We start from the raw sequence: 17,781 nt of genomic DNA, 5'->3' as shown, positions 1-17,781 counted from the left end.
GCGGCCAGTATTGGTCGTGTTGAAATCGAAGTCCTTGTCGGTTCATGCGTGGACGTGTTCGATGAGGACTTGCTCTTGATCTTACCCCGCATCGGGACCACTTATGGTTCATGGATCGGAACCCATTCGCGCCACTTGGCTGCGACAGGCAGATTGGGCGGGGGTTCCGGGGCCGCACACGAAATGCGCATCTGGCCTTTTGCGGATGCGTGAGAAAGGTTGAACAATGACCAAGGTCATTCCCTCCCAGGAGAAGGGTGTGTTCGCAGTGCTCCCGCTGCGTGACATCGTCGTTTTTCCGCATATGATCGTGCCGCTCTTCGTCGGACGCGAAAAGTCTATTCGCGCGCTCGAAGAGGTCATGGGTGCGGAGAAGCAGATTCTTCTGGCGACGCAGAAGAACGCTACGGACGATGATCCGGCTTCGGACGCGATCTACGACGTTGGCACGCTCGCGAACGTGCTCCAGTTGCTCAAGCTGCCGGATGGCACCGTAAAGGTTCTGGTCGAAGGCACTGCGCGTGCGCGCATCTCCACTTTCACTGACAAAACCGAATTCCACGAAGCGCATGCCGACGTCATGCCGGAGCCGGAAGAAGATGCGGTCGAGATCGAGGCTTTGGCCCGTTCTGTCGTTGCAGATTTTGAAAACTATGTGAAGCTTAATAAGAAGATTTCTCCAGAAGTCGTTGGTTCGGCTGGTCAAATCGAAGATTATTCGAAGCTGTCCGATACAATCGCTGCCAATCTGGCGATCAAAATTTCCGACAAACAGGACATTCTCGGTACCGTTTCCGTGAAGGCTCGCCTCGAAAAGGCGATGGAATTCATGGAAGCTGAAATTTCTGTTTTGCAGGTTGAGAAGCGTATCCGCTCGCGCGTCAAGCGCCAGATGGAGAAGACGCAGCGCGAATATTATCTCAACGAGCAGATGAAGGCGATTCAGAAGGAATTGGGCGAGGGCGAGGATGGCCGTGATGAGGCTGCCGAGTTCGAAGCCAAGATCAAGAAGGCCAAGCTCAGCAAGGAAGCCCGCGACAAGGCGGAAGCGGAGTTGCGCAAGCTGAAGACCATGTCGCCCATGTCTGCGGAAGCGACAGTCGTACGCAATTATCTCGACTGGATTGTTTCGATCCCGTGGGGGAAGAATTCGAAGGTCAAGCACGATCTCAATCTGGCGCAGGAAGTGCTGGATACGGATCACTACGGCCTCGACAAGGTCAAGGATCGCATTGTCGAATATCTCGCCGTGCAGGCCCGTCAGAAGAAGCTCAAGGGGCCGATCCTGTGCCTCGTCGGCCCTCCCGGCGTCGGCAAGACTTCGCTTGCGCGTTCGATCGCCAAGGCAACGGGTCGGGAGTATGTCCGCATGGCGCTTGGCGGCGTGCGCGACGAGGCCGAAATCCGCGGTCACCGACGCACCTATATAGGCTCGATGCCCGGCAAGGTCATTCAGTCGATGAAGAAGGCACAGAAGTCCAATCCGCTCTTCCTGCTCGATGAAATCGACAAAATGGGTCAGGACTTCCGCGGCGATCCGTCTTCGGCCCTGCTGGAGGTTCTCGACCCGGAACAGAACGCGACCTTCATGGATCACTATCTCGAGGTCGAGTATGATCTTTCGAGCGTCATGTTCGTGACAACGGCCAATACGCTGAATATTCCGCCGGCCCTGATGGACCGTATGGAGATCATTCGTATCGCCGGGTATACGGAAGACGAAAAGGTCGAGATCGCCAAGCGTCATCTGATGCCGAAGGTCATTCGCGATCACGCACTACGTGAACACGAGTTTTCGGTGAGCGAAGATGCCATCCGCAAGGTCATTCAGACCTATACGCGGGAAGCTGGTGTGCGTTCGTTGGAACGTGAGTTGATGACACTCGGACGCAAGGCCGTAACGAAGATCCTCAAGGATGGTGTCAAGGACGTGCATATTACGCCGGACAATCTGGCGGACTATCTGGGCGTCGAACGCTATCGCTTCGGCATGGCAGAGGGTGAGGATCAGATCGGCGTCGTAACCGGTCTTGCCTGGACCGAGGTTGGTGGCGAGTTGCTGACGATCGAAGGTGTGATGATGCCAGGCAAGGGCAAGATGACCGTCACGGGCAACTTGCGCGACGTGATGAAGGAGTCCATTTCGGCTGCTGCATCCTATGTGCGCTCACGTGCAGTAGATTTCGGTATCGAGCCGCCGGTGTTCGACAAGCGCGACATCCACGTGCACGTACCGGAAGGTGCGACACCGAAAGATGGTCCGTCCGCCGGTGTAGCCATGATGACGTCGATCGTGTCTATCATGACAGGCATTCCGGTACGGAAGGATATCGCCATGACGGGCGAAATTACTTTGCGCGGCCGCGTCTTGCCGATTGGTGGCTTGAAGGAAAAACTGCTCGCAGCTTTGCGTGGTGGCATCACCAAAGTGCTGATCCCGCAGGAAAACGCCAAGGATCTGGCCGATATTCCGGAGAACGTGAAGAACGCTCTGGAGATCGTGCCGGTCAGCAAGGCCAGCGAAGTTCTACAGCATGCGCTGGTTCGCATGCCGGAGGCTATCGAATGGGTCGAACCGGAAGCGGCTGCGGCTTCCACCGATGTCAAGGACGACAAGTCCGCGGCTTTGGCGCATTAAGGATTGATCGATGGATCATTAAGGGCGGGGCAGCAATGTCCCGCCCTTTTATATGAGCTCACGCATCGTGAATCGGCATTGGTGGACGCGAATGCCATTCGTCGGCATCATCATGCATGATCGGAATTGCTTGTTTGTTGTGAAAAACGGCAGAAATCCGGGCTTTTTTATGCTTGCTTAGGCGGTTCCAGCTTGGTTCGTCCGGCAACTGTTTCTATAACCGATGGCACCAGCCGGTTGAGTCGTCTCCGGCCTTCATAGGGAAGGAACCTTATAATGAACAAGAACGAGCTTGCATCCGCAGTCGCAGAATCCGCGAATCTGTCGAAGACCGACGCCCAGGCTGCTGTCGACGCCGTGTTCGCTGCAATTACCGGCGAGCTGAAGAATGGCGGTGAAGTCCGTCTCGTTGGTTTCGGCAACTTCGGCGTTTCCAAGCGCGCTGCCACCACCGGCCGCAACCCGCAGACCGGCGCAGAAGTGAAGATCCCGGCTCGCAACGTTCCGAAGTTCACCGCGGGCAAGGGCCTGAAGGACGCCGTCAACGGCTAATTCTCGTTTACGACTTGATCGAAAGAACCGGGCCTTGACGCCCGGTTTTTCCGTTTTTTGGGCGTCTTCTTCACGTATCTCTTTGCTTCATATATAAAGCGGAAGAAAATAGGAGCTTCGTTGCGTTGAGCCGGACAGCACAGATTTACGCCCAGAGAGACCAGAAAATCTTCGCGGTTGCGCCGATGATCGACTGGACGGATCGGCCATGCCGGTTCTTCCACCGCCAGCTTTCCAGCCAGGCGTTGCTCTATACTGAAATGATCGTCGCCGATGCTATCATCCATGGGGATCGCGACCGGCATCTGGCCTTTGAGGAGATTCAGCATCCGATCGCCGTTCAACTCGGCGGCTCCGATCCGGGGAAGCTTGCTGAAGCGGCGAGAATTTGCGCCGATTACGGTTATGACGAGATCAATCTCAATGTTGGCTGTCCATCCGACCGCGTTCAATCCGGCACATTTGGGGCTTGCCTGATGAAGACGCCGCAAGTGGTCGCCGACTGCGTTGCCGCGATGGTAGAGGTTACGGATATTCCGGTCACAGTTAAATGTCGCATCGGCGTGGATGATCAGGACACCGAAGAAGCGCTCGATGCGATTGCCGCACTGACTTTTGCAGCAGGCTCAAAGGCACTTTGGGTACATGCACGCAAAGCCTGGCTGCAGGGTCTAAGTCCAAAGGAAAATCGCGATATTCCGCCATTGGATTATAACCGCGTCTATCGTTTGAAACAGAAGTGGCCGGAGAAATTCATCGGGATCAATGGCGGAATTCACTCGATCGATGTCGCGCGAGATCACTTGACGCATATGGATGGCGTGATGCTTGGGCGAGCGTCCTATCAGAATCCGCAGGTTTTGACGCGTGTCGACGCCTTGCTCGGGGCAACGGTAGACGAAGTGGACATGGAACTGGTGCTTGAAACAATGCAGGCCTATGCACGTCAACATATCATCAATGGCGGCCGCCTGATCCATATCACGCGTCATATGGTTGGACTTTTTCAAGGAAGAGCGGGTGCGCGCCGCTGGCGGCAAATATTGTCTACCGACGCAGCAAAGCCCGGCGCAGGACCTGAAATCATCGCTGCCGCCTACCGTGAAGTCACCGGGGCGGGCGCAGCAGCGGAGGCTGCATAAGCGGAGGTACAAAATTCCTGCCGCGCTTCTCGTCGGGAGTTTTATGCCAAAAAACACGCTATATTAGTTCTCGCACCTCGTGTTGGCGCTGCTACGAAAAAACCAATTTCTTGCGGGCTCCAAGCTCTTCTCTAGAATGCGGCCATCGATATTGAAGCCAGAGTAAGGAGCAAACCGATGTTCAAGAATGTGCCGGATGTGATCGGAAACACGCCACTGATCCGTCTGCGCCGAGCGTCGGAGGAAACCGGCTGTGAGATATACGGGAAGGCTGAGTTTCTAAATCCCGGGCAGTCCATCAAGGATCGCGCCGGTCTCTTCATTATTGAAGATGCCGAACGCAAGGGACTTTTGAAGCCAGGCGGCGTTATCGTGGAAGGGACCGCGGGCAATACCGGTATAGGCTTGACGGTCGTTGCCAAATCGCGCGGCTATCGCACGGTAATCGTGATCCCGAAGACCCAGAGCGCGGAAAAGAAGGACGCGTTGCGTCTGCTCGGTGCGGAATTGCTCGAAGTCCCTGCCGCTCCTTACTCCAACCCCAATAATTATGTCCGTCTGTCCGGCCGCCTTGCCGAGCAACTTGCCAAAACGGCGCCCCAAGGTGCGATCTGGGCCAATCAGTTCGATAATGTCGCGAACCGCGACGGCCACATTGCGACAACGGCGCAGGAAATTTGGCGTCAGACCGATGGAAAGATCGACGGCTTTGTAGCCTCGGTCGGTTCTGGCGGAACGATTGCCGGCGTGGCGGCCGGTTTGCGAGATCGCAGCGGTAACGTCAAAATCGCGCTCGCCGATCCACACGGCGCGGCGCTGCACAGCTACTACACGACCGGTTCCCTGAAGGCTGAGGGCAGTTCTATAACCGAAGGTATCGGTCAAGGCCGCATTACAGCCAATCTTGAGGGCTTCGAGCCTGATTTCTCCTATCGCATTTCCGATGAAGAGGCGCTGCCGTACGTCTTTGACCTGATCGAGCACGAGGGTATCTGCGTCGGCGGGTCGTCCGGCATCAATATTGCAGGTGCCGTGCACCTGGCTCGCGATCTTGGGCCGGGGCATACGATCGTGACGGTGCTATGCGACTATGGCACGCGCTACCAGTCCAAGCTGTTCAACCCAGTGTTTCTTCGCGCGCATGGTTTGCCAATCCCCGAATGGATCGAGCGCGAGCCTAAATTCGACATTCCATTCATAGAGACCACCGCTGCGTGACACGTTCTCGCCGACGCGTCATTATGCGTTGCCGAGTCGTGACATGAAGGAAGTATGCATTGAAGGTCGAAGCGCTGTTTCGCGAGGATTCCTATCTCACCGAAGTCGATGCGAAGGTTGCCGCGGTGGTTGGTGGTGGAGGTATCGTGCTGGATCGCACGGTGTTTTATGCCACGTCCGGCGGGCAACCCGGAGATAGTGGCTGGCTGGAGCGCCGCGACGGGACAAGGATCGGGATCGCCGCGACGACAACGGGCGAGAGCAAGGATCATATTATTCACGTCCCTGACGCGAGCCAGCCGCAATTGGCGGTTGGCGAGGAGGTTATCGCTCGAATAGACTGGGAACGTCGCCATCGCCTAATGCGTCTACACACTGCTTGTCATCTTCTCTCGGTGGTTTGTCCCTATCCGGTGACCGGAGCCTCGATCAACAACGAGGATGCACGCATTGATTTCGACATGGAGGGCGCGACCGCAGACAAGGAAGAGACGACGCGGGCGTTGATGGAATTAGTGACGGCGGATCATCCGGTCTATATTCGCACGATCACGGAAGAAGAGCTGGCGGCGAACCCAGGCTTGATCAAATCGAAGAACGTCCGGCCGCCAAGCACCGGGCAGGTACGCTTGGTCTGCATAGGCGAGAATGGAAGCGTCGATAGCCAGCCCTGCGGCGGAACCCATGTGCGTACGACAGGCGAAATTGGCGAGGTTCATATTGGTAAGATCGAGAAGAAAGGCCGGGAAAACCGCCGCTTCCGTTTGCGCTTCGGGCCGATGCCCGCTTGATAGTCGGTGGCTGATAAATCATTGTCGCTGCAACAAACAGGGGACGGTCCATGAGCAAGCGTGATGAACTGATCGTGAGTGCGGAGTGGCTTCAGGCCAATCTCGACCGTCCAGGACTCTCCATTGTCGACGCATCCTGGTATCTGCCGACGGCAAACCGCAACGCCTTCGACGAATATCGTAGGGCACATATTCCCGGTGCCGTTTTCTTCGATCACGACGAGGTTGCCGACAAATCCACCGGTCTGCCGCACAGCGTGCCAAAGCCGCGCCAGTTCGCGCGCGCAGTCGGCGCCATGGGCATAGCAGTCGATGACGAGATAGTCATCTATGATGGCCCCGGTCTGTTTTCATCTGCGCGCGCCTGGTGGCTCTTTCGCGTGATGGGAGCGACCAATGTCAAGATCCTTGACGGGGGCTTCAAGCGGTGGAGTGAGGAGGGGCGTCCCGTTTCCGATCAACCTACGAAGATCGCTCCCTGTCATTTCAAGGAAAGTCCAGACCTTGATCGCGTTGTCTCGATTGCCGAGATGCGCAATATCGTCGAAACCGCAAGCGTCCAGATTGCCGATGCGAGGCCCGCTGGGCGTTTTTCCGGGCGGGATAACGAACCGCGTCCCGGCATGCGCGGCGGGCATATGCCGGGAGCTCTTAATGTACAGGCTTCGGACCTGTCAAAGGACGGCAGTCTTGTGTCTGAACAGGATATTCGGGCTCTGTTTGCACGACAGGGACTCGATCCGGACAGGCCTGTTGTTACGAGCTGCGGTTCAGGGGTAACAGCGGCTATTATTTCTCTCGCGCTGACCAGCCTTGGCAAGGAAAATCATCGCCTCTATGACGGGTCGTGGTCGGAGTGGGGTAGCCTGCCCGATACGCCGATCGTCAAGGACGAGAACTAAAGCAGGTTGGGCAGAGGCAAATGGCATTGGACGACAGGACACCCGAACCCGTCGAGGTGACGGTAACGTTTCTTGAAATGGTTGAGCCTGCGAAGGCCGGTGTCCCGCAGCCGATCGGACGTAACATCGCGCTGCTCAAGGCAAACGGTATTCCGCTGCACTTCTATCGTTATCTCATAGATCGTGTCGGTCGCCGCTGGCACTGGGTTAACATGTTGCGTAAGGACGACGAAGCGCTCGCCGCGATTCTGCACGCCAAGTCACGTGATATTCGCGTATTATATCTCGATGGTGCGCCAGCCGGATTTTTTGAGCTTCATGTTGACGGTCACGAAGTCGAGCTGGCCTTTTTCGGTATGATGGATCACGCGATGGGACAGGGATTGGGCAAGTGGTTCCTGGGGGCTGCAATTTCGACTGCCTGGGCCCATCACCCAAAGCGCGTCGTTGTCCAGACATGCACCCTTGATCATCCGGCAGCTTTACCACTCTATCAGAAGCTGGGCTTTCGCCCTTATGCCCAAGCGAATGAAATTATTTATCCACTTTCGCTGGCAGAGCGTGCGCAAATCGTCATCGCGTAACTTTAAGCCTACTCTGCGGATTTGCCTTCTGCTTGGCGTCCTGCCAATGGCGCTCCATTTCGTTTAGCGTCGCTTCCTGCGGCGTCCGGCCTTCTTGCGCCAGCGCGTCTTCGATATAGCTGAAACGATTGATGAACTTGCTGTTTGTGCCAGCCAGCGCGTTTTCGGCATCAACGCCAAGATGACGTCCCAGATTGACGACGGCAAAAAGAAGATCCCCGTATTCTTCCGAGATACGCTTTTGGTCCTTTGTCCCACGCGCCTCCTTTAGCTCATCGATTTCCTCCTGGATCTTCGCAAGGATCGGATCGGCCTCTGACCAGTCGAAACCGACTTTCGCTGCCTTGGTCTGGAGCTTTAGCGCACGTGTCAATGCGGGCAGGGCACGCGGCACGTCTGCGAGCAGGTGCTTATGATCCGCCTCGAGCGTATCGCGATCGGCGCGGCGCGCGGCACGATCCCTCTTCTCCTGCGCTTTGATGCTGTCCCAGAGATCGGGATAAAGGCCCCTCTCACGATCTTCCGGCGTTCCAAAGACATGCGGGTGACGGCGGATCATCTTGGAGGAAACGGCTTCCACCACATCACCAAAATCGAACTTGCCCATTTCTTCGGCCATACGGGCGTGGAAGACGACCTGGAGTAGGAGGTCGCCAAGTTCCTCACGCAGGTCGTCCAGATCGTTGCGCTCTACCGCATCGGCGACCTCGTAAGCTTCCTCAATAGTATAAGGAATAATCGATGCGAATGTCTGCTCGACATCCCATGGACAGCCGTTTTCAGGATCGCGAAGAGCGCGCATTATATCGAGAATGGATGAGATTTCTTTGGAAGCCTTCATGGCGATACGGATACGCCAGCTGATGAATTTTCGAAAGGTTAAAAATCCTGCACGTCCGGCATTTCATAGCTGCTCTGTTACCGATCGGTACAGTAAGTGAGGACGATTAACAGGAACTCTCCTTATTTAAAGGGCGTTGCAAATCAGGTATTCGCGAAAAACCAATGGGATGGGAAGTTAGCCGTGAGACGCTTCGAGATATTCGACGGGATGAGGGGGTATTTCCTCGTCTTCATGATGATCAATCACCTGATATTCGTGGGCGGGTATTGGATGATGGAGGTCAATCATCGTCAGTTTGCTTTTGTCGAAGATGCACAGGGCTTTGTTTTCCTCTCAGGTCTTCTGGTCGGGATGGTCTATGCTCGCAAGATGATAAAAGGCGGCTTCGCTGAAGGACGCTCGAAAATATGGTCGCGCGCCTGGGAACTTTATCGATACGCAATGGGCGTTATCATTGCGATACTGGTACTTCGGCTCGTGCTTCCGGACGCGTCCCGTATCTGGTCGGATTGGCTAGGTCAGACTTCGTTTACCGACCCGTTGCGCCTTGGCGCGATCGCAACCTTCTTCTTTCAGCCCACCTTTATGGATATCCTGCCGCAGTATATCGTTTACATGCTTTTTGCGCCTTGGCTCATCAAGCTGACGCTCGAGGGCAAGTGGGCTTATGTGATGACGGGTTCTCTCCTGGCCTGGATTGCTGGCCAGCTGGGTCTGCAACTCCTTTTCATCGCGCCTGCAAATGACTTCTTTATGCGTCCGGACAATCAGGGCGTACGCGTCAGTTTCAACATGCTCGGGTGGCAGATCGTGTTTTTCTCGGCGCTTGTCATGGGCGCCTTGACCTCCGCAAAGAAAATCGAATGGAATAAGATCTTCACGCCTGAAAAGACGTTGCTGCCGAAGATCGCGCTGGCGATATGTCTGTTTTTCATGCCGCTGCGTATCGTGACGGCTTGGGGCCTGATGCCAGAATTCATGATCGGCAAGTTTGCCAGCATGGAAATCCGGGCGGATTTCGGACCGGTTTATCTGCTGAACTTCGCCGCGGTTGCAACCGGCATGACCTGGCTTCTGATCGCTGGTCCGAAGCATCATAGCGCCTGGGTAAGGACTTTCGCCGCAGCAGTGTCCTGGGTATTTACGCTGAGCTTCCTGCGCCTGCTGGGACGGCATTCCTTGCAGGTCTACGTTTGGCATGTGTTTATCGTCTATGTGGTGTACTATTTCGATGGGCGTACGGCGGAACTGACACAGTTTGCAAAGACGATAATCGCGCTGTTCTGCATCTCGCTTCTTGCGCTTCCAGCCCTCTGGCGCGAGCGTGATAAGTGGATCGGGGAGGGCACAACGTCCAAGCTTGCCAATTGAACCGGCAGAATTAAGATTATTACGAGCGCCTCCGCGTAATCGGAGGCGCTTCTTATATGCATCACGGCGAATTCATTGCTTTGTGGCACCAGTTCCGTGAAAAGTGCTGCCGCTGTGGCACTTGCGTCGCTATAGGCGTGGCATGGTTTCGATATTAAGCGCCTATGGCGGCCTTTTTCTGTCGGCGTTGATTGCGGCATCATTGCTGCCGATGCAATCCGAGGCAGTTCTGGTTGGTTTGATCTATGGTGGCCAGCTAAATGTCTTTCTCCTGGTCCTTGTTGCAACAGTCGGAAACGTTATGGGTTCGCTGATCAACTGGTTCATGGGCCGACGCATCGAAGCGTACAAGAACAGAAGCTGGTTTCCCGCCACGCCCCAGAATTTGGAGCGTGCGCAGTCCTGGTATCGCCGTTACGGACGCTGGGCTCTGCTCGCAAGCTGGATGCCCGTCATTGGTGATCCGATAACGCTTGTCGCCGGAGTATTGCGGGAATCTCTGCCGGTGTTTCTCGTTCTGGTCACCCTTGCAAAAGCGGGGCGTTACACAATTATCGCCCTGGCCGTCGCCGGGATTATCTGAAGCGCAACATGTCTCGGTTAAGTTCTGAGATCTTCGTGCAGCCCATAAGACGCATGTCGCGCTCAAGTTCCGCCTTCATCTGCGCCAAGGCACGCTCCACGCCCTGCTGGCCTGCTGCGGCCAGCGCGAAGAGATAGTAACGACCAAGTCCAACCGCTTTGGCGCCTAGCGCCAGCGCTTTGAGTACATGGGTGCCGCGTCGGAAGCCCCCATCGACCAGAACGTCCAGCCTCTCGCCTACAGTTTGTACGATTTCGTCCAACTGATCGAAACCAGTGCGTGAACCGTCCAATTGCCTGCCACCGTGATTTGAAAGCACGATTCCATGACAGCCGATGTCGGCCGCGCGGCGTGCATCCGCGACGCTCATGATGCCCTTGAGACAGAAGGTGCCGCCCCACTCTTCCTTCATGGCCTCTACATCATCCCATGTCATGGAAGGGTCAAGCATCTCGGTAAAATACCGCCCAATGGTCAGTGTGTTGCCCTTCATCTTGATATGGGAGTCCAGCTGCGGCAGCGAAAATTTCTCGCTACGGACATAGTCGATGCCCCAGCGTGGCTTAATTGCAAATTGCGCTAGACCAGCAGCTGTGAGGCGGAACGGGATAGTGAAGCCAGTGCGCAGATCGCGCTCGCGATTGCCTCCGGTGATGCTATCGACGGTGAGCATCATGACATTGATGCCGCTTTCCTTCGCCTTTTGCATCATAGCCGTATTGAGCCCGCGGTCCTTGTGAAAATAGAACTGGTAGACTTGAGGCGTTTTATGCTTCTTTGCCAGCTCTTCCATTGAGACAGTGCCGAGCGACGAGCATCCGAACATCGTCCCGAATTTCTCGGCCGCGGCGGCTGTCGCATACTCGCCTTTATGGTGAAAGAGCCGCTGCAAAGCCGTTGGAGAAAGATAGATAGGCAAGGCAAGCCTTTGCCCCAGAACATTGGTCGTAAGGTCTACGGTTTCGACGCCGCGCAGAACATTGGGAACCAGATCGACGGAAGCAAAACTCTCTGTATTCTGCCGCAGCGTGACCTCGTCATCCGCGCCGCCGGCGATATAATTATAGATGGGAGAGGGGAGGCGTTGACGTGCCAGCTTCTGAAAATCATCGAAATTGAGACATTGATCCAAGCCCATGCATCCCCCCATGCGACCGTGCTCGGTGGAACTCATCAGGTCGCTTCACTTCCTCTGGAAACAGAATGCCTTAGCGCATCCGTATTGAAAAGAGGGGCAGAATGCGTGGCGGTCACTAGATGAGAGATCGGAGTGTCTCAAACATCCGATCATCTATCTGAGAGACGTTGAACCGCATACAATCGCTTGCGGTCTGGGACACGCTGAATGCATTCCCCGGGGCAAGGACCACACCTTTTGACAAGGCAGAACGCGCAAGATCAGCAGAGTCGAGACTGGCTGGCAGTTTGCTCCACAGGAACATGCCCGCGCGAGGTTCCAGCCAGGGTTCAATTCCGAGACAACGAAGCCGTGCGGCAACATGGTGGCGCGCTTTTTCAAGTTTCTGTCGAAGCGAATCGATATGTTTGCGATATCCCCTGTCGCTCAGGACGGTGTAGACCAGCGCTTCATTCAATCGCGCTCCGCCGAAAGTTGTCGCGATTTTCAGGTTGACCAGTTCTTCGATCCATTCCGGTCTTGCTGCGATATATCCACATCTGGCGGAAGCAGACAGTGTCTTGGAGAAGCTGCCGATCTCGATAACGCGATCGAGCCCGTCGAATCCGGCTAAACGGGGTGCGGGTGTGTGTTCGAAATCGGCAAAAATATCGTCCTCGATGATGATCATGCCATGCTGATCGGCAAGCTTGAGCACGCGATGCGCAACCGCCGACGATAAGGTTGCGCCTGTCGGATTGTGAATACCTGCGTTTGTTATGTAGAGGCGGGGATTCTCCTGCGACAGGACAGATGCGAAACTCTCAACATCCGGACCCGCCGGTGTGTACGGCACGCTGGCGATTTTCACGCGGTGGGCCCGCAATAGCGCTTGGAAATTGAAATAGCAGGGATCATCCACAAGGACGGTGTCACCGGGCTGGAGAAGAAAACGGCAAAGCATATCAATCGCCTGGGTCCCGCTCTCGGTCAGAAGGATTTGATCAGGGGCTGCCTCGATCTCCCGCTCAACTAGCCTGCGGCTGATCAACTGCCTGAGTGGCCCTAACCCTAGAGGCGTTCCGTAGTTCGACAATGTATCCACCTCCGAGCGAGAAACATTGCGGAGCGCTTTGCGGATGATCTGTTCCGGGAACCAGGAGGCAGGGAGCCAGCCACAACCTGGCTTCAGATTGTAGCCGTCAGCCTCCAGAGATTGCCGCGATACCCATAATGGATCAATTGCGCGGTCCAGCCTGGGGCCCACAGCAGATAATGACATGGGCGCGGTCTGATGGGCGACGTAGAATCCCGAGCCAGGTCGCGCCGTAATAGCCCCTTCGGCGACCAGGCGATTATAGGCTTCGACCGCCGTTGAAACGGACACTTGCAAGGATCCGGCGATCGATCTCACGGAAGGTAGCTTAGATCCGGCGGGAAGGGCTCTGGAGGCTATGCGCTTTTTGATCGTGAGCATGACCCGATCTATCCGGCTCGCGCTTTTACTTTGTATTGCTTCTTCGACCATAACAGTTTGTCCCAACCGTACGGAACTGTAACTGGCGCGAGCTCACCAGGCAATGGATAAGGGCACCGAAAGGGGCCTCCAATGCAACGGATGACAAGCGGTTTTCTTAACGGGATGATTGGAGTGATTATCTTCAGCGGCTCGCTACCCGCCACGAAAGTAGCGGTCCAGACTTTCGATCCCGTCTTCCTGACCGTCGCGCGAGCTGCACTCGCGGGCATTCTCGGCGTGGCCTTGCTTGTTCTCCATAAGGAAAAGCGGCCGGAACTCACGAGTTTGCTTTCTCTGGTCATAGTTGCATTAGGCGTCGTCGTAGGCTTCCCACTGCTAACTGCTCTCGCTCTACAACACGTGACATCAGCGCACTCGATTGTCTTCATTGGCCTCTTACCGCTGGTGACGGCAATCTTTGGTGTTGTCCGCGGCGGCGAAAGACCGAAACCCGCGTTCTGGCTATTCTCCCTCATCGGAAGTTCGGTTGTAGCCGGATTCGCGTTTTCACAAGGTTTGGTCGCATCTCCGATTGGCGACGGCCTGATGCTAGCCGCCGTTATTGTGTGCGGCTTGGGATATGCAGAAGGCGCAAAACTTTCGCGTGAGCTTGGCGGATGGCAAGTCATTTCCTGGGCCCTTGCATTGTCGCTGCCGCTGATGCTTGTTCTGACGCTCGTAAACTGGCCCGCAACACTGGCAAACGTGGAACTGCCGGCTTGGATTAGTCTTGCCTATGTCTCTCTTTTCAGCATGCTCATTGGGTTCGTCTTCTGGTATCGCGGACTGGCACGGGGTGGAATCGCATCAGTCGGTCAATTGCAACTGCTTCAGCCGTTTTTCGGGTTGGCTCTGGCCGCAACATTATTGAACGAGGCTGTCACATTGAGCATGGTGCTCGTTACCGTGGCGGTGATCGGCTGCGTAGCTGCTGCGCGACGGTTTGCCTGATCGAACTGCAATGTGGCGGTCTGTACTATTATATGTTCCATAATCTACGTTATGCAGTTTGAATCTGTAGCCGTGGGAACGATTTGATCGCGCTTTCCCCTCTGCGTCACGCAGTTCTCGCCGCCGATTTCGAAGCTGATGAGGCTCTGTTTAAAGCCTTTGACACGCTTGGATCAAAGTGCTGTGAGTTATCGACGCGTTCCGGTAGGCCGCATCGGGATCGCCGCGTCGCTCATATGCGATCCGCTGCTGGGCCGCATCCTGCAAAGGCTACTCATGGATATTTTCACAAGTGCAGGCCTCTGGGCTTTTTTTCAGGTCATCATGATCGATCTGGTGCTGGCCGCCGACAATGCAATCGTTATCGGTCTTGCGGTCGCCGGCTTGCCGGATGCACAACGTAAAAAAGCTATTCTGGTTGGTATTCTGGCGGCAACCTTCCTGCGCATCTGCTTTGCGATCGCCACCGTCTATCTGCTTTCGATCGTCGGCTTGCAGCTTCTCGGCGGGCTTTTGCTCTGTTGGGTCTGCTGGAAAATGTGGACTGAGTTGCAATCTGCGGAAGGTACGGCAGCTCTGCAGACATCGCAGGAAGAAGCCCGGAAGACCAAGGTCGAGAAGACCTTCGGTCAGGCGGCAATGCAGATCGTCATTGCTGATCTATCGATGTCCCTGGACAATGTTCTCGCTGTCGCCGGCGCGGCGCGCGAGCATCCCACGGTGTTGATCGCGGGCCTCGTCGTTTCGATCGCGTTGATGGGTCTGGCCGCGAATTTCATCGCCCAGATACTGCACAGGTTCCGCTGGATTGCATATGTTGGTCTCGCTGTCATCGTCATCGTGGCGCTGCGTATGCTCTATCACGGAGGCGTAGAGATTTCTCCTTATCTCTACGCGTGGCTTGGCCTATAACGCGTTGTTATTTATGTCTTCTTGCCCAATCCAGGCAGGATTTGCATTATTGCGCCTATGACGAAAAGGTAGATGCCGGTTACAGCGATACCAATGCGGACCCATTCATCCGCATGTAATTGCTGAAGAATTGCGATTACGGCCAGCACCGACCAGACGAGAAAAATGCCGAGGTTGAGCGGGCGCAGACGCACGACGCGAACCGGATGCAGGAAATTGATTGGTGCGAAGGTCAGGATTCCCGAGAGCAGCACAACGGAAAATGCCACCCACTCGCCGGGCTCGACGACGAAGAGCGTGAATACAACCATGTTCCATACAACGGGGAAGCCTTTGAAAAAGTTCTCCTTTGTCTTCATTCCTGTGTCGGCGTAATAAATCGCGCTGGTTACGACGATGATCGCGCCGGAGAGAAAGGAAAGTCCCTCGCCCATGAAACCGCTGCGATAGAGCGCAAAGGCGGGAATGAGTACGTAGGTCACATAATCGATGACCGCATCGAGCAGATCCCCGGACCACGTTGGCAAAATGTCCTTCACCTGCAGCTTGCGTGCGATGGGGCCGTCAATGCCGTCGACGAATAGCGCAAGCCCCAGCCATAGAAACATCGCTACCCAATTTTCCTCGCTTGCCGCGACCAGTGACAGGAAAGCGAGAAACGACCCGGAGGCAGTCAGCAGATGAACGGAAAAGGCCTTGGCCTGCGGTGCGGTGACTTTTTTCTTTTTTAGCGCCACGGATGATCGACCTTTCGACAGTCCGGTGAATGACAAGTCGCGATCATAGAGCGTCGGCGTCCAAAATCCATGATCCACGATAAGGCTGTCTGATTCAGCGATCAAAAGTTTTGGAAAACCTTCAGCGTTTCCCTCGTTTGGCTTCATCGATCAACATGTTGGCGATCTGCATTCGCACCAGGGCGCGCTGGCGCAGATGAGGTGCGACGCGATCCGGATGATTCTGCATGGCGAAGTTGCGACGGATGCGATCAAAATCGTCAGGCTTGAGCTTGCTTTGCCAGAAAGCCCTGCGAAGCCCGAGCTCCGCAGCGATTGCCTCCTGATCGACCTTGTCGTCCGGTCCAGCTTCTTCGACGTCCGGTTCTGCTGGTCGGACGCCCTCGCCTAAAGCTTCTCGGGCTTCACGATAAATGTTCTCAGCGACTGTTGCGCTGACCTTGATGCGTCCCGAATAAAGCTCGTCGGCGACGTTCAAGGCATCGATCGCACTCGCCTGAACGGGTGTGACGCTGGCTGGCTGGACCTTATCGAAAAGGTCGTCCAACAAAGATGCGAAGTCCCCTTCCCTGGTTGCCACAGTTCCTCCGCTTGCCGCGTATAGGCGACTTGTAATTTGAGCACCTTCTTTGACATCCTAGCTTGGAAAAGCTTAACGCCGATTTGAAGCTCTGCTGCGAATTTTCTTTAATTTTCGCCAATTTCTTGTCAGCTTCAACGCGGAGAATCCGGAAAAGTTCGGATTCGGGAGAGTTTGATGCGCATTTTTCTTCTGCCACTCGCCGGCGCTCTTTCAATGATCTCTGTGGGGGTGACCTTGGCGCAGGAAGCAGCTTCGCCTGGCGCAGAGAATCAGCGACAGCAGGAGGCTGCGACGCCACCTGATTACAAGGATGATCGCACGACAGGTGCGGCGCTTGTGGAGTCCTATTTCAATGCGATCGCGCGCAAGGAATATAACCGGGCCTGGAGCTATTTCGATAGTGATAAACCTTCGAAAACCTTCGAAGATTTCGTGGCCGGTTTCAAGGGCACACGCGATATCGAGATTGAGATTGGTAAACCGGAAGAAGAAGGCGCTGCCGGCAGCGTTTATACGAATGTGCCGGTCGCCATCCGATCCGTAGACGACAAAGGTCAAGAAAAGGTCTTTACCGGTTGCTACACGGCCCGCAGCGTCAATCCACAAATGCAGGAAGAACCGGATTTCAATCCAGGTCACCTCACAAGCGCGAAGCTTGGTCCGTCCGATGCGGCTTTTCTCGCATCCGTTCCGGCCAGTTGCGAAGGCAAAGAAAGGCTCTCGGAGGAGCAGCTCTGGCTGCTGCGTGCGCAACGTGTATTTGACGCCGAGCGGCGCGCCACATGCAGCTTTTATGACCGTGAGGCCGTGCCGGCAGGAAATGAACCCAAGGCCTATACGATCGAATATAACTTCTCGCATGATGAACAGGACATGCCACGCCGCAAGGGGTTTGTACTGGAGTTCCCCTGCTCTCTAGGCGCCTATAATCTTGGCCAAACATATTACTTCGCCACGGAGACAGATGGCATAAAGCCGCTGCACTTCGCGGTGCCCGAACTCGATATTCGCTACGAGAATGAGGAAGATCCAAAGGATGTCGATTCGATGCGGATTATCGGCTACAACACAGTGTCCGAGCTCATTAATGCATCGTTTGATCCGCGCACGATGACGTTTGAGTCGTTCAGCAAATGGCGCAGTGTCGGGGACGCTTCTTCCAACGGTCGCTGGGCGTTCCGCAATGGCGAGTTCTCTCTGATCTATTTCGAGGTTGATGCGTCCTTTGATGGCGAAATCAATCCGCAGGACGTTCTCAACTTCGATGCCGGCCCCTAAAAAAGATAGAAGCAAATATTATAAAGGCCCGGCAATGCTTTGCGGGACCTTTATAATGC

The 17,781-nt window shown here is 55.4% G+C and carries 18 protein-coding genes; 12 read left to right on the top strand and 6 right to left on the bottom strand.

What is annotated here, in order from left to right; all coding sequences use genetic code 11:
- Positions 1-108: 108 nt before the first annotated feature.
- A complete protein-coding gene (locus IE151_RS17905; RefSeq protein WP_382344712.1) occupies positions 109-363 on the bottom strand; it encodes a hypothetical protein in 255 nt (84 codons plus the stop codon).
- On the opposite strand from IE151_RS17905, the gene lon reads away from it, so the two are divergent.
- The 7 genes from lon to IE151_RS01395 all read left to right on the top strand — a co-directional run bounded on the left by lon (position 260) and on the right by IE151_RS01395 (position 7,827).
- Positions 260-2,638: an endopeptidase La gene (gene lon / locus IE151_RS01425; RefSeq protein ID WP_382344711.1), complete on the top strand. Its 2,379-nt coding sequence runs from the start codon at positions 260-262 to the stop codon at positions 2,636-2,638. The two genes, IE151_RS17905 and lon, sit on opposite strands and share 104 nt — an antisense overlap.
- A gap of 276 nt (positions 2,639-2,914) precedes the next feature.
- The gene (locus tag IE151_RS01420; protein ID WP_189487109.1) at positions 2,915-3,190 is read left to right on the top strand and encodes an HU family DNA-binding protein; all 276 of its coding nucleotides are present in this window, start codon (positions 2,915-2,917) and stop codon (positions 3,188-3,190) included.
- 143 nt (positions 3,191-3,333) lie between these two features.
- Complete coding sequence (dusA, locus tag IE151_RS01415) at positions 3,334-4,332, top strand: tRNA dihydrouridine(20/20a) synthase DusA (protein WP_189487592.1); 999 nt, start codon at positions 3,334-3,336, stop codon at positions 4,330-4,332.
- Between the two features lie 177 nt (positions 4,333-4,509).
- Positions 4,510-5,550, top strand: coding sequence for a cysteine synthase A (locus IE151_RS01410; protein WP_189487106.1), 1,041 nt, complete (start codon positions 4,510-4,512; stop codon positions 5,548-5,550).
- A 59-nt stretch (positions 5,551-5,609) separates the two neighbouring features.
- Complete coding sequence (locus IE151_RS01405; RefSeq protein ID WP_189487103.1) at positions 5,610-6,341, top strand: alanyl-tRNA editing protein; 732 nt, start codon at positions 5,610-5,612, stop codon at positions 6,339-6,341.
- 50 nt (positions 6,342-6,391) lie between these two features.
- Entirely contained in the window at positions 6,392-7,243 is an 852-nt protein-coding gene (sseA, locus tag IE151_RS01400; protein WP_189487100.1) for a 3-mercaptopyruvate sulfurtransferase, read from the top strand.
- Between the two features lie 20 nt (positions 7,244-7,263).
- Positions 7,264-7,827: a GNAT family N-acetyltransferase gene (locus tag IE151_RS01395; RefSeq protein ID WP_189487098.1), complete on the top strand. Its 564-nt coding sequence runs from the start codon at positions 7,264-7,266 to the stop codon at positions 7,825-7,827.
- Here the strand turns inward: IE151_RS01395 and mazG are convergent.
- On the bottom strand, positions 7,817-8,668 hold the full coding sequence (mazG, locus tag IE151_RS01390) for a nucleoside triphosphate pyrophosphohydrolase (protein ID WP_189487094.1): 852 nt from the start codon (positions 8,666-8,668) through the stop codon (positions 7,817-7,819). The genes IE151_RS01395 and mazG overlap by 11 nt on opposite strands.
- A gap of 183 nt (positions 8,669-8,851) precedes the next feature.
- Between mazG and IE151_RS01385 the strand changes: the two genes are divergently transcribed.
- Positions 8,852-10,042, top strand: coding sequence for an OpgC family protein (locus tag IE151_RS01385; RefSeq protein ID WP_189487062.1), 1,191 nt, complete (start codon positions 8,852-8,854; stop codon positions 10,040-10,042).
- 142 nt (positions 10,043-10,184) lie between these two features.
- Positions 10,185-10,625, top strand: a complete 441-nt coding sequence (locus tag IE151_RS01380) for a YqaA family protein (RefSeq protein ID WP_189487060.1) — start codon at positions 10,185-10,187, stop codon at positions 10,623-10,625.
- Here the strand turns inward: IE151_RS01380 and IE151_RS01375 are convergent.
- Positions 10,618-11,763, bottom strand: coding sequence for an alpha-hydroxy acid oxidase (locus tag IE151_RS01375; RefSeq protein WP_189487590.1), 1,146 nt, complete (start codon positions 11,761-11,763; stop codon positions 10,618-10,620). The genes IE151_RS01380 and IE151_RS01375 overlap by 8 nt on opposite strands.
- Before the next feature lie 115 nt (positions 11,764-11,878).
- Positions 11,879-13,270: an aminotransferase-like domain-containing protein gene (locus IE151_RS01370; protein ID WP_189487058.1), complete on the bottom strand. Its 1,392-nt coding sequence runs from the start codon at positions 13,268-13,270 to the stop codon at positions 11,879-11,881.
- An 81-nt stretch (positions 13,271-13,351) separates the two neighbouring features.
- On the opposite strand from IE151_RS01370, the gene IE151_RS01365 reads away from it, so the two are divergent.
- Together IE151_RS01365 and IE151_RS01360 are read left to right on the top strand one after the other, a co-directional pair.
- Positions 13,352-14,212, top strand: a complete 861-nt coding sequence (locus IE151_RS01365) for a DMT family transporter (RefSeq protein WP_189487055.1) — start codon at positions 13,352-13,354, stop codon at positions 14,210-14,212.
- Between the two features lie 276 nt (positions 14,213-14,488).
- Complete coding sequence (locus IE151_RS01360) at positions 14,489-15,124, top strand: TerC family protein (protein ID WP_189487588.1); 636 nt, start codon at positions 14,489-14,491, stop codon at positions 15,122-15,124.
- A gap of 11 nt (positions 15,125-15,135) precedes the next feature.
- Here IE151_RS01360 and pcsA read toward each other — a convergent pair whose 3' ends face one another.
- Together pcsA and IE151_RS01350 are read right to left on the bottom strand one after the other, a co-directional pair.
- Entirely contained in the window at positions 15,136-15,861 is a 726-nt protein-coding gene (gene pcsA, locus IE151_RS01355; protein WP_244636575.1) for a phosphatidylcholine synthase, read from the bottom strand.
- A 121-nt stretch (positions 15,862-15,982) separates the two neighbouring features.
- Positions 15,983-16,441, bottom strand: coding sequence for a hypothetical protein (locus tag IE151_RS01350; protein WP_244636561.1), 459 nt, complete (start codon positions 16,439-16,441; stop codon positions 15,983-15,985).
- A gap of 177 nt (positions 16,442-16,618) precedes the next feature.
- Between IE151_RS01350 and IE151_RS01345 the strand changes: the two genes are divergently transcribed.
- Positions 16,619-17,722, top strand: coding sequence for a DUF1176 domain-containing protein (locus IE151_RS01345; RefSeq protein WP_189487048.1), 1,104 nt, complete (start codon positions 16,619-16,621; stop codon positions 17,720-17,722).
- Positions 17,723-17,781 lie beyond the last annotated feature (59 nt).

It is taken from the genome of Limoniibacter endophyticus (genome assembly GCF_014652835.1).
GTDB classification, from domain to species: Bacteria; Pseudomonadota; Alphaproteobacteria; order Rhizobiales; family Rhizobiaceae; genus Limoniibacter; species Limoniibacter endophyticus.
The sequence above is the reverse complement of the archived record's forward strand: the minus strand, read 5'-3'. Positions and strand labels throughout refer to the sequence as shown.

Excerpts from the sequence above, each read along its gene's own strand:
- IE151_RS17905 (WP_382344712.1), bottom strand. The coding sequence starts at position 363 with ATGACCTCTTCGAGCGCGCGAATAGACTTTTCGCGTCCGACGAAGAGC.
- IE151_RS01420 (WP_189487109.1), top strand. The coding sequence starts at position 2,915 with ATGAACAAGAACGAGCTTGCATCCGCAGTCGCAGAATCCGCGAATCTG.
- IE151_RS01410 (WP_189487106.1), top strand. The coding sequence starts at position 4,510 with ATGTTCAAGAATGTGCCGGATGTGATCGGAAACACGCCACTGATCCGT.
- sseA (WP_189487100.1), top strand. The coding sequence starts at position 6,392 with ATGAGCAAGCGTGATGAACTGATCGTGAGTGCGGAGTGGCTTCAGGCC.
- IE151_RS01395 (WP_189487098.1), top strand. The coding sequence starts at position 7,264 with ATGGCATTGGACGACAGGACACCCGAACCCGTCGAGGTGACGGTAACG.
- mazG (WP_189487094.1), bottom strand. The coding sequence starts at position 8,668 with ATGAAGGCTTCCAAAGAAATCTCATCCATTCTCGATATAATGCGCGCT.
- IE151_RS01380 (WP_189487060.1), top strand. The coding sequence starts at position 10,185 with ATGGTTTCGATATTAAGCGCCTATGGCGGCCTTTTTCTGTCGGCGTTG.
- IE151_RS01375 (WP_189487590.1), bottom strand. The coding sequence starts at position 11,763 with ATGGGCTTGGATCAATGTCTCAATTTCGATGATTTTCAGAAGCTGGCA.
- IE151_RS01370 (WP_189487058.1), bottom strand. The coding sequence starts at position 13,270 with ATGGTCGAAGAAGCAATACAAAGTAAAAGCGCGAGCCGGATAGATCGG.
- IE151_RS01365 (WP_189487055.1), top strand. The coding sequence starts at position 13,352 with ATGCAACGGATGACAAGCGGTTTTCTTAACGGGATGATTGGAGTGATT.
- IE151_RS01360 (WP_189487588.1), top strand. The coding sequence starts at position 14,489 with ATGGATATTTTCACAAGTGCAGGCCTCTGGGCTTTTTTTCAGGTCATC.
- IE151_RS01345 (WP_189487048.1), top strand. The coding sequence starts at position 16,619 with ATGCGCATTTTTCTTCTGCCACTCGCCGGCGCTCTTTCAATGATCTCT.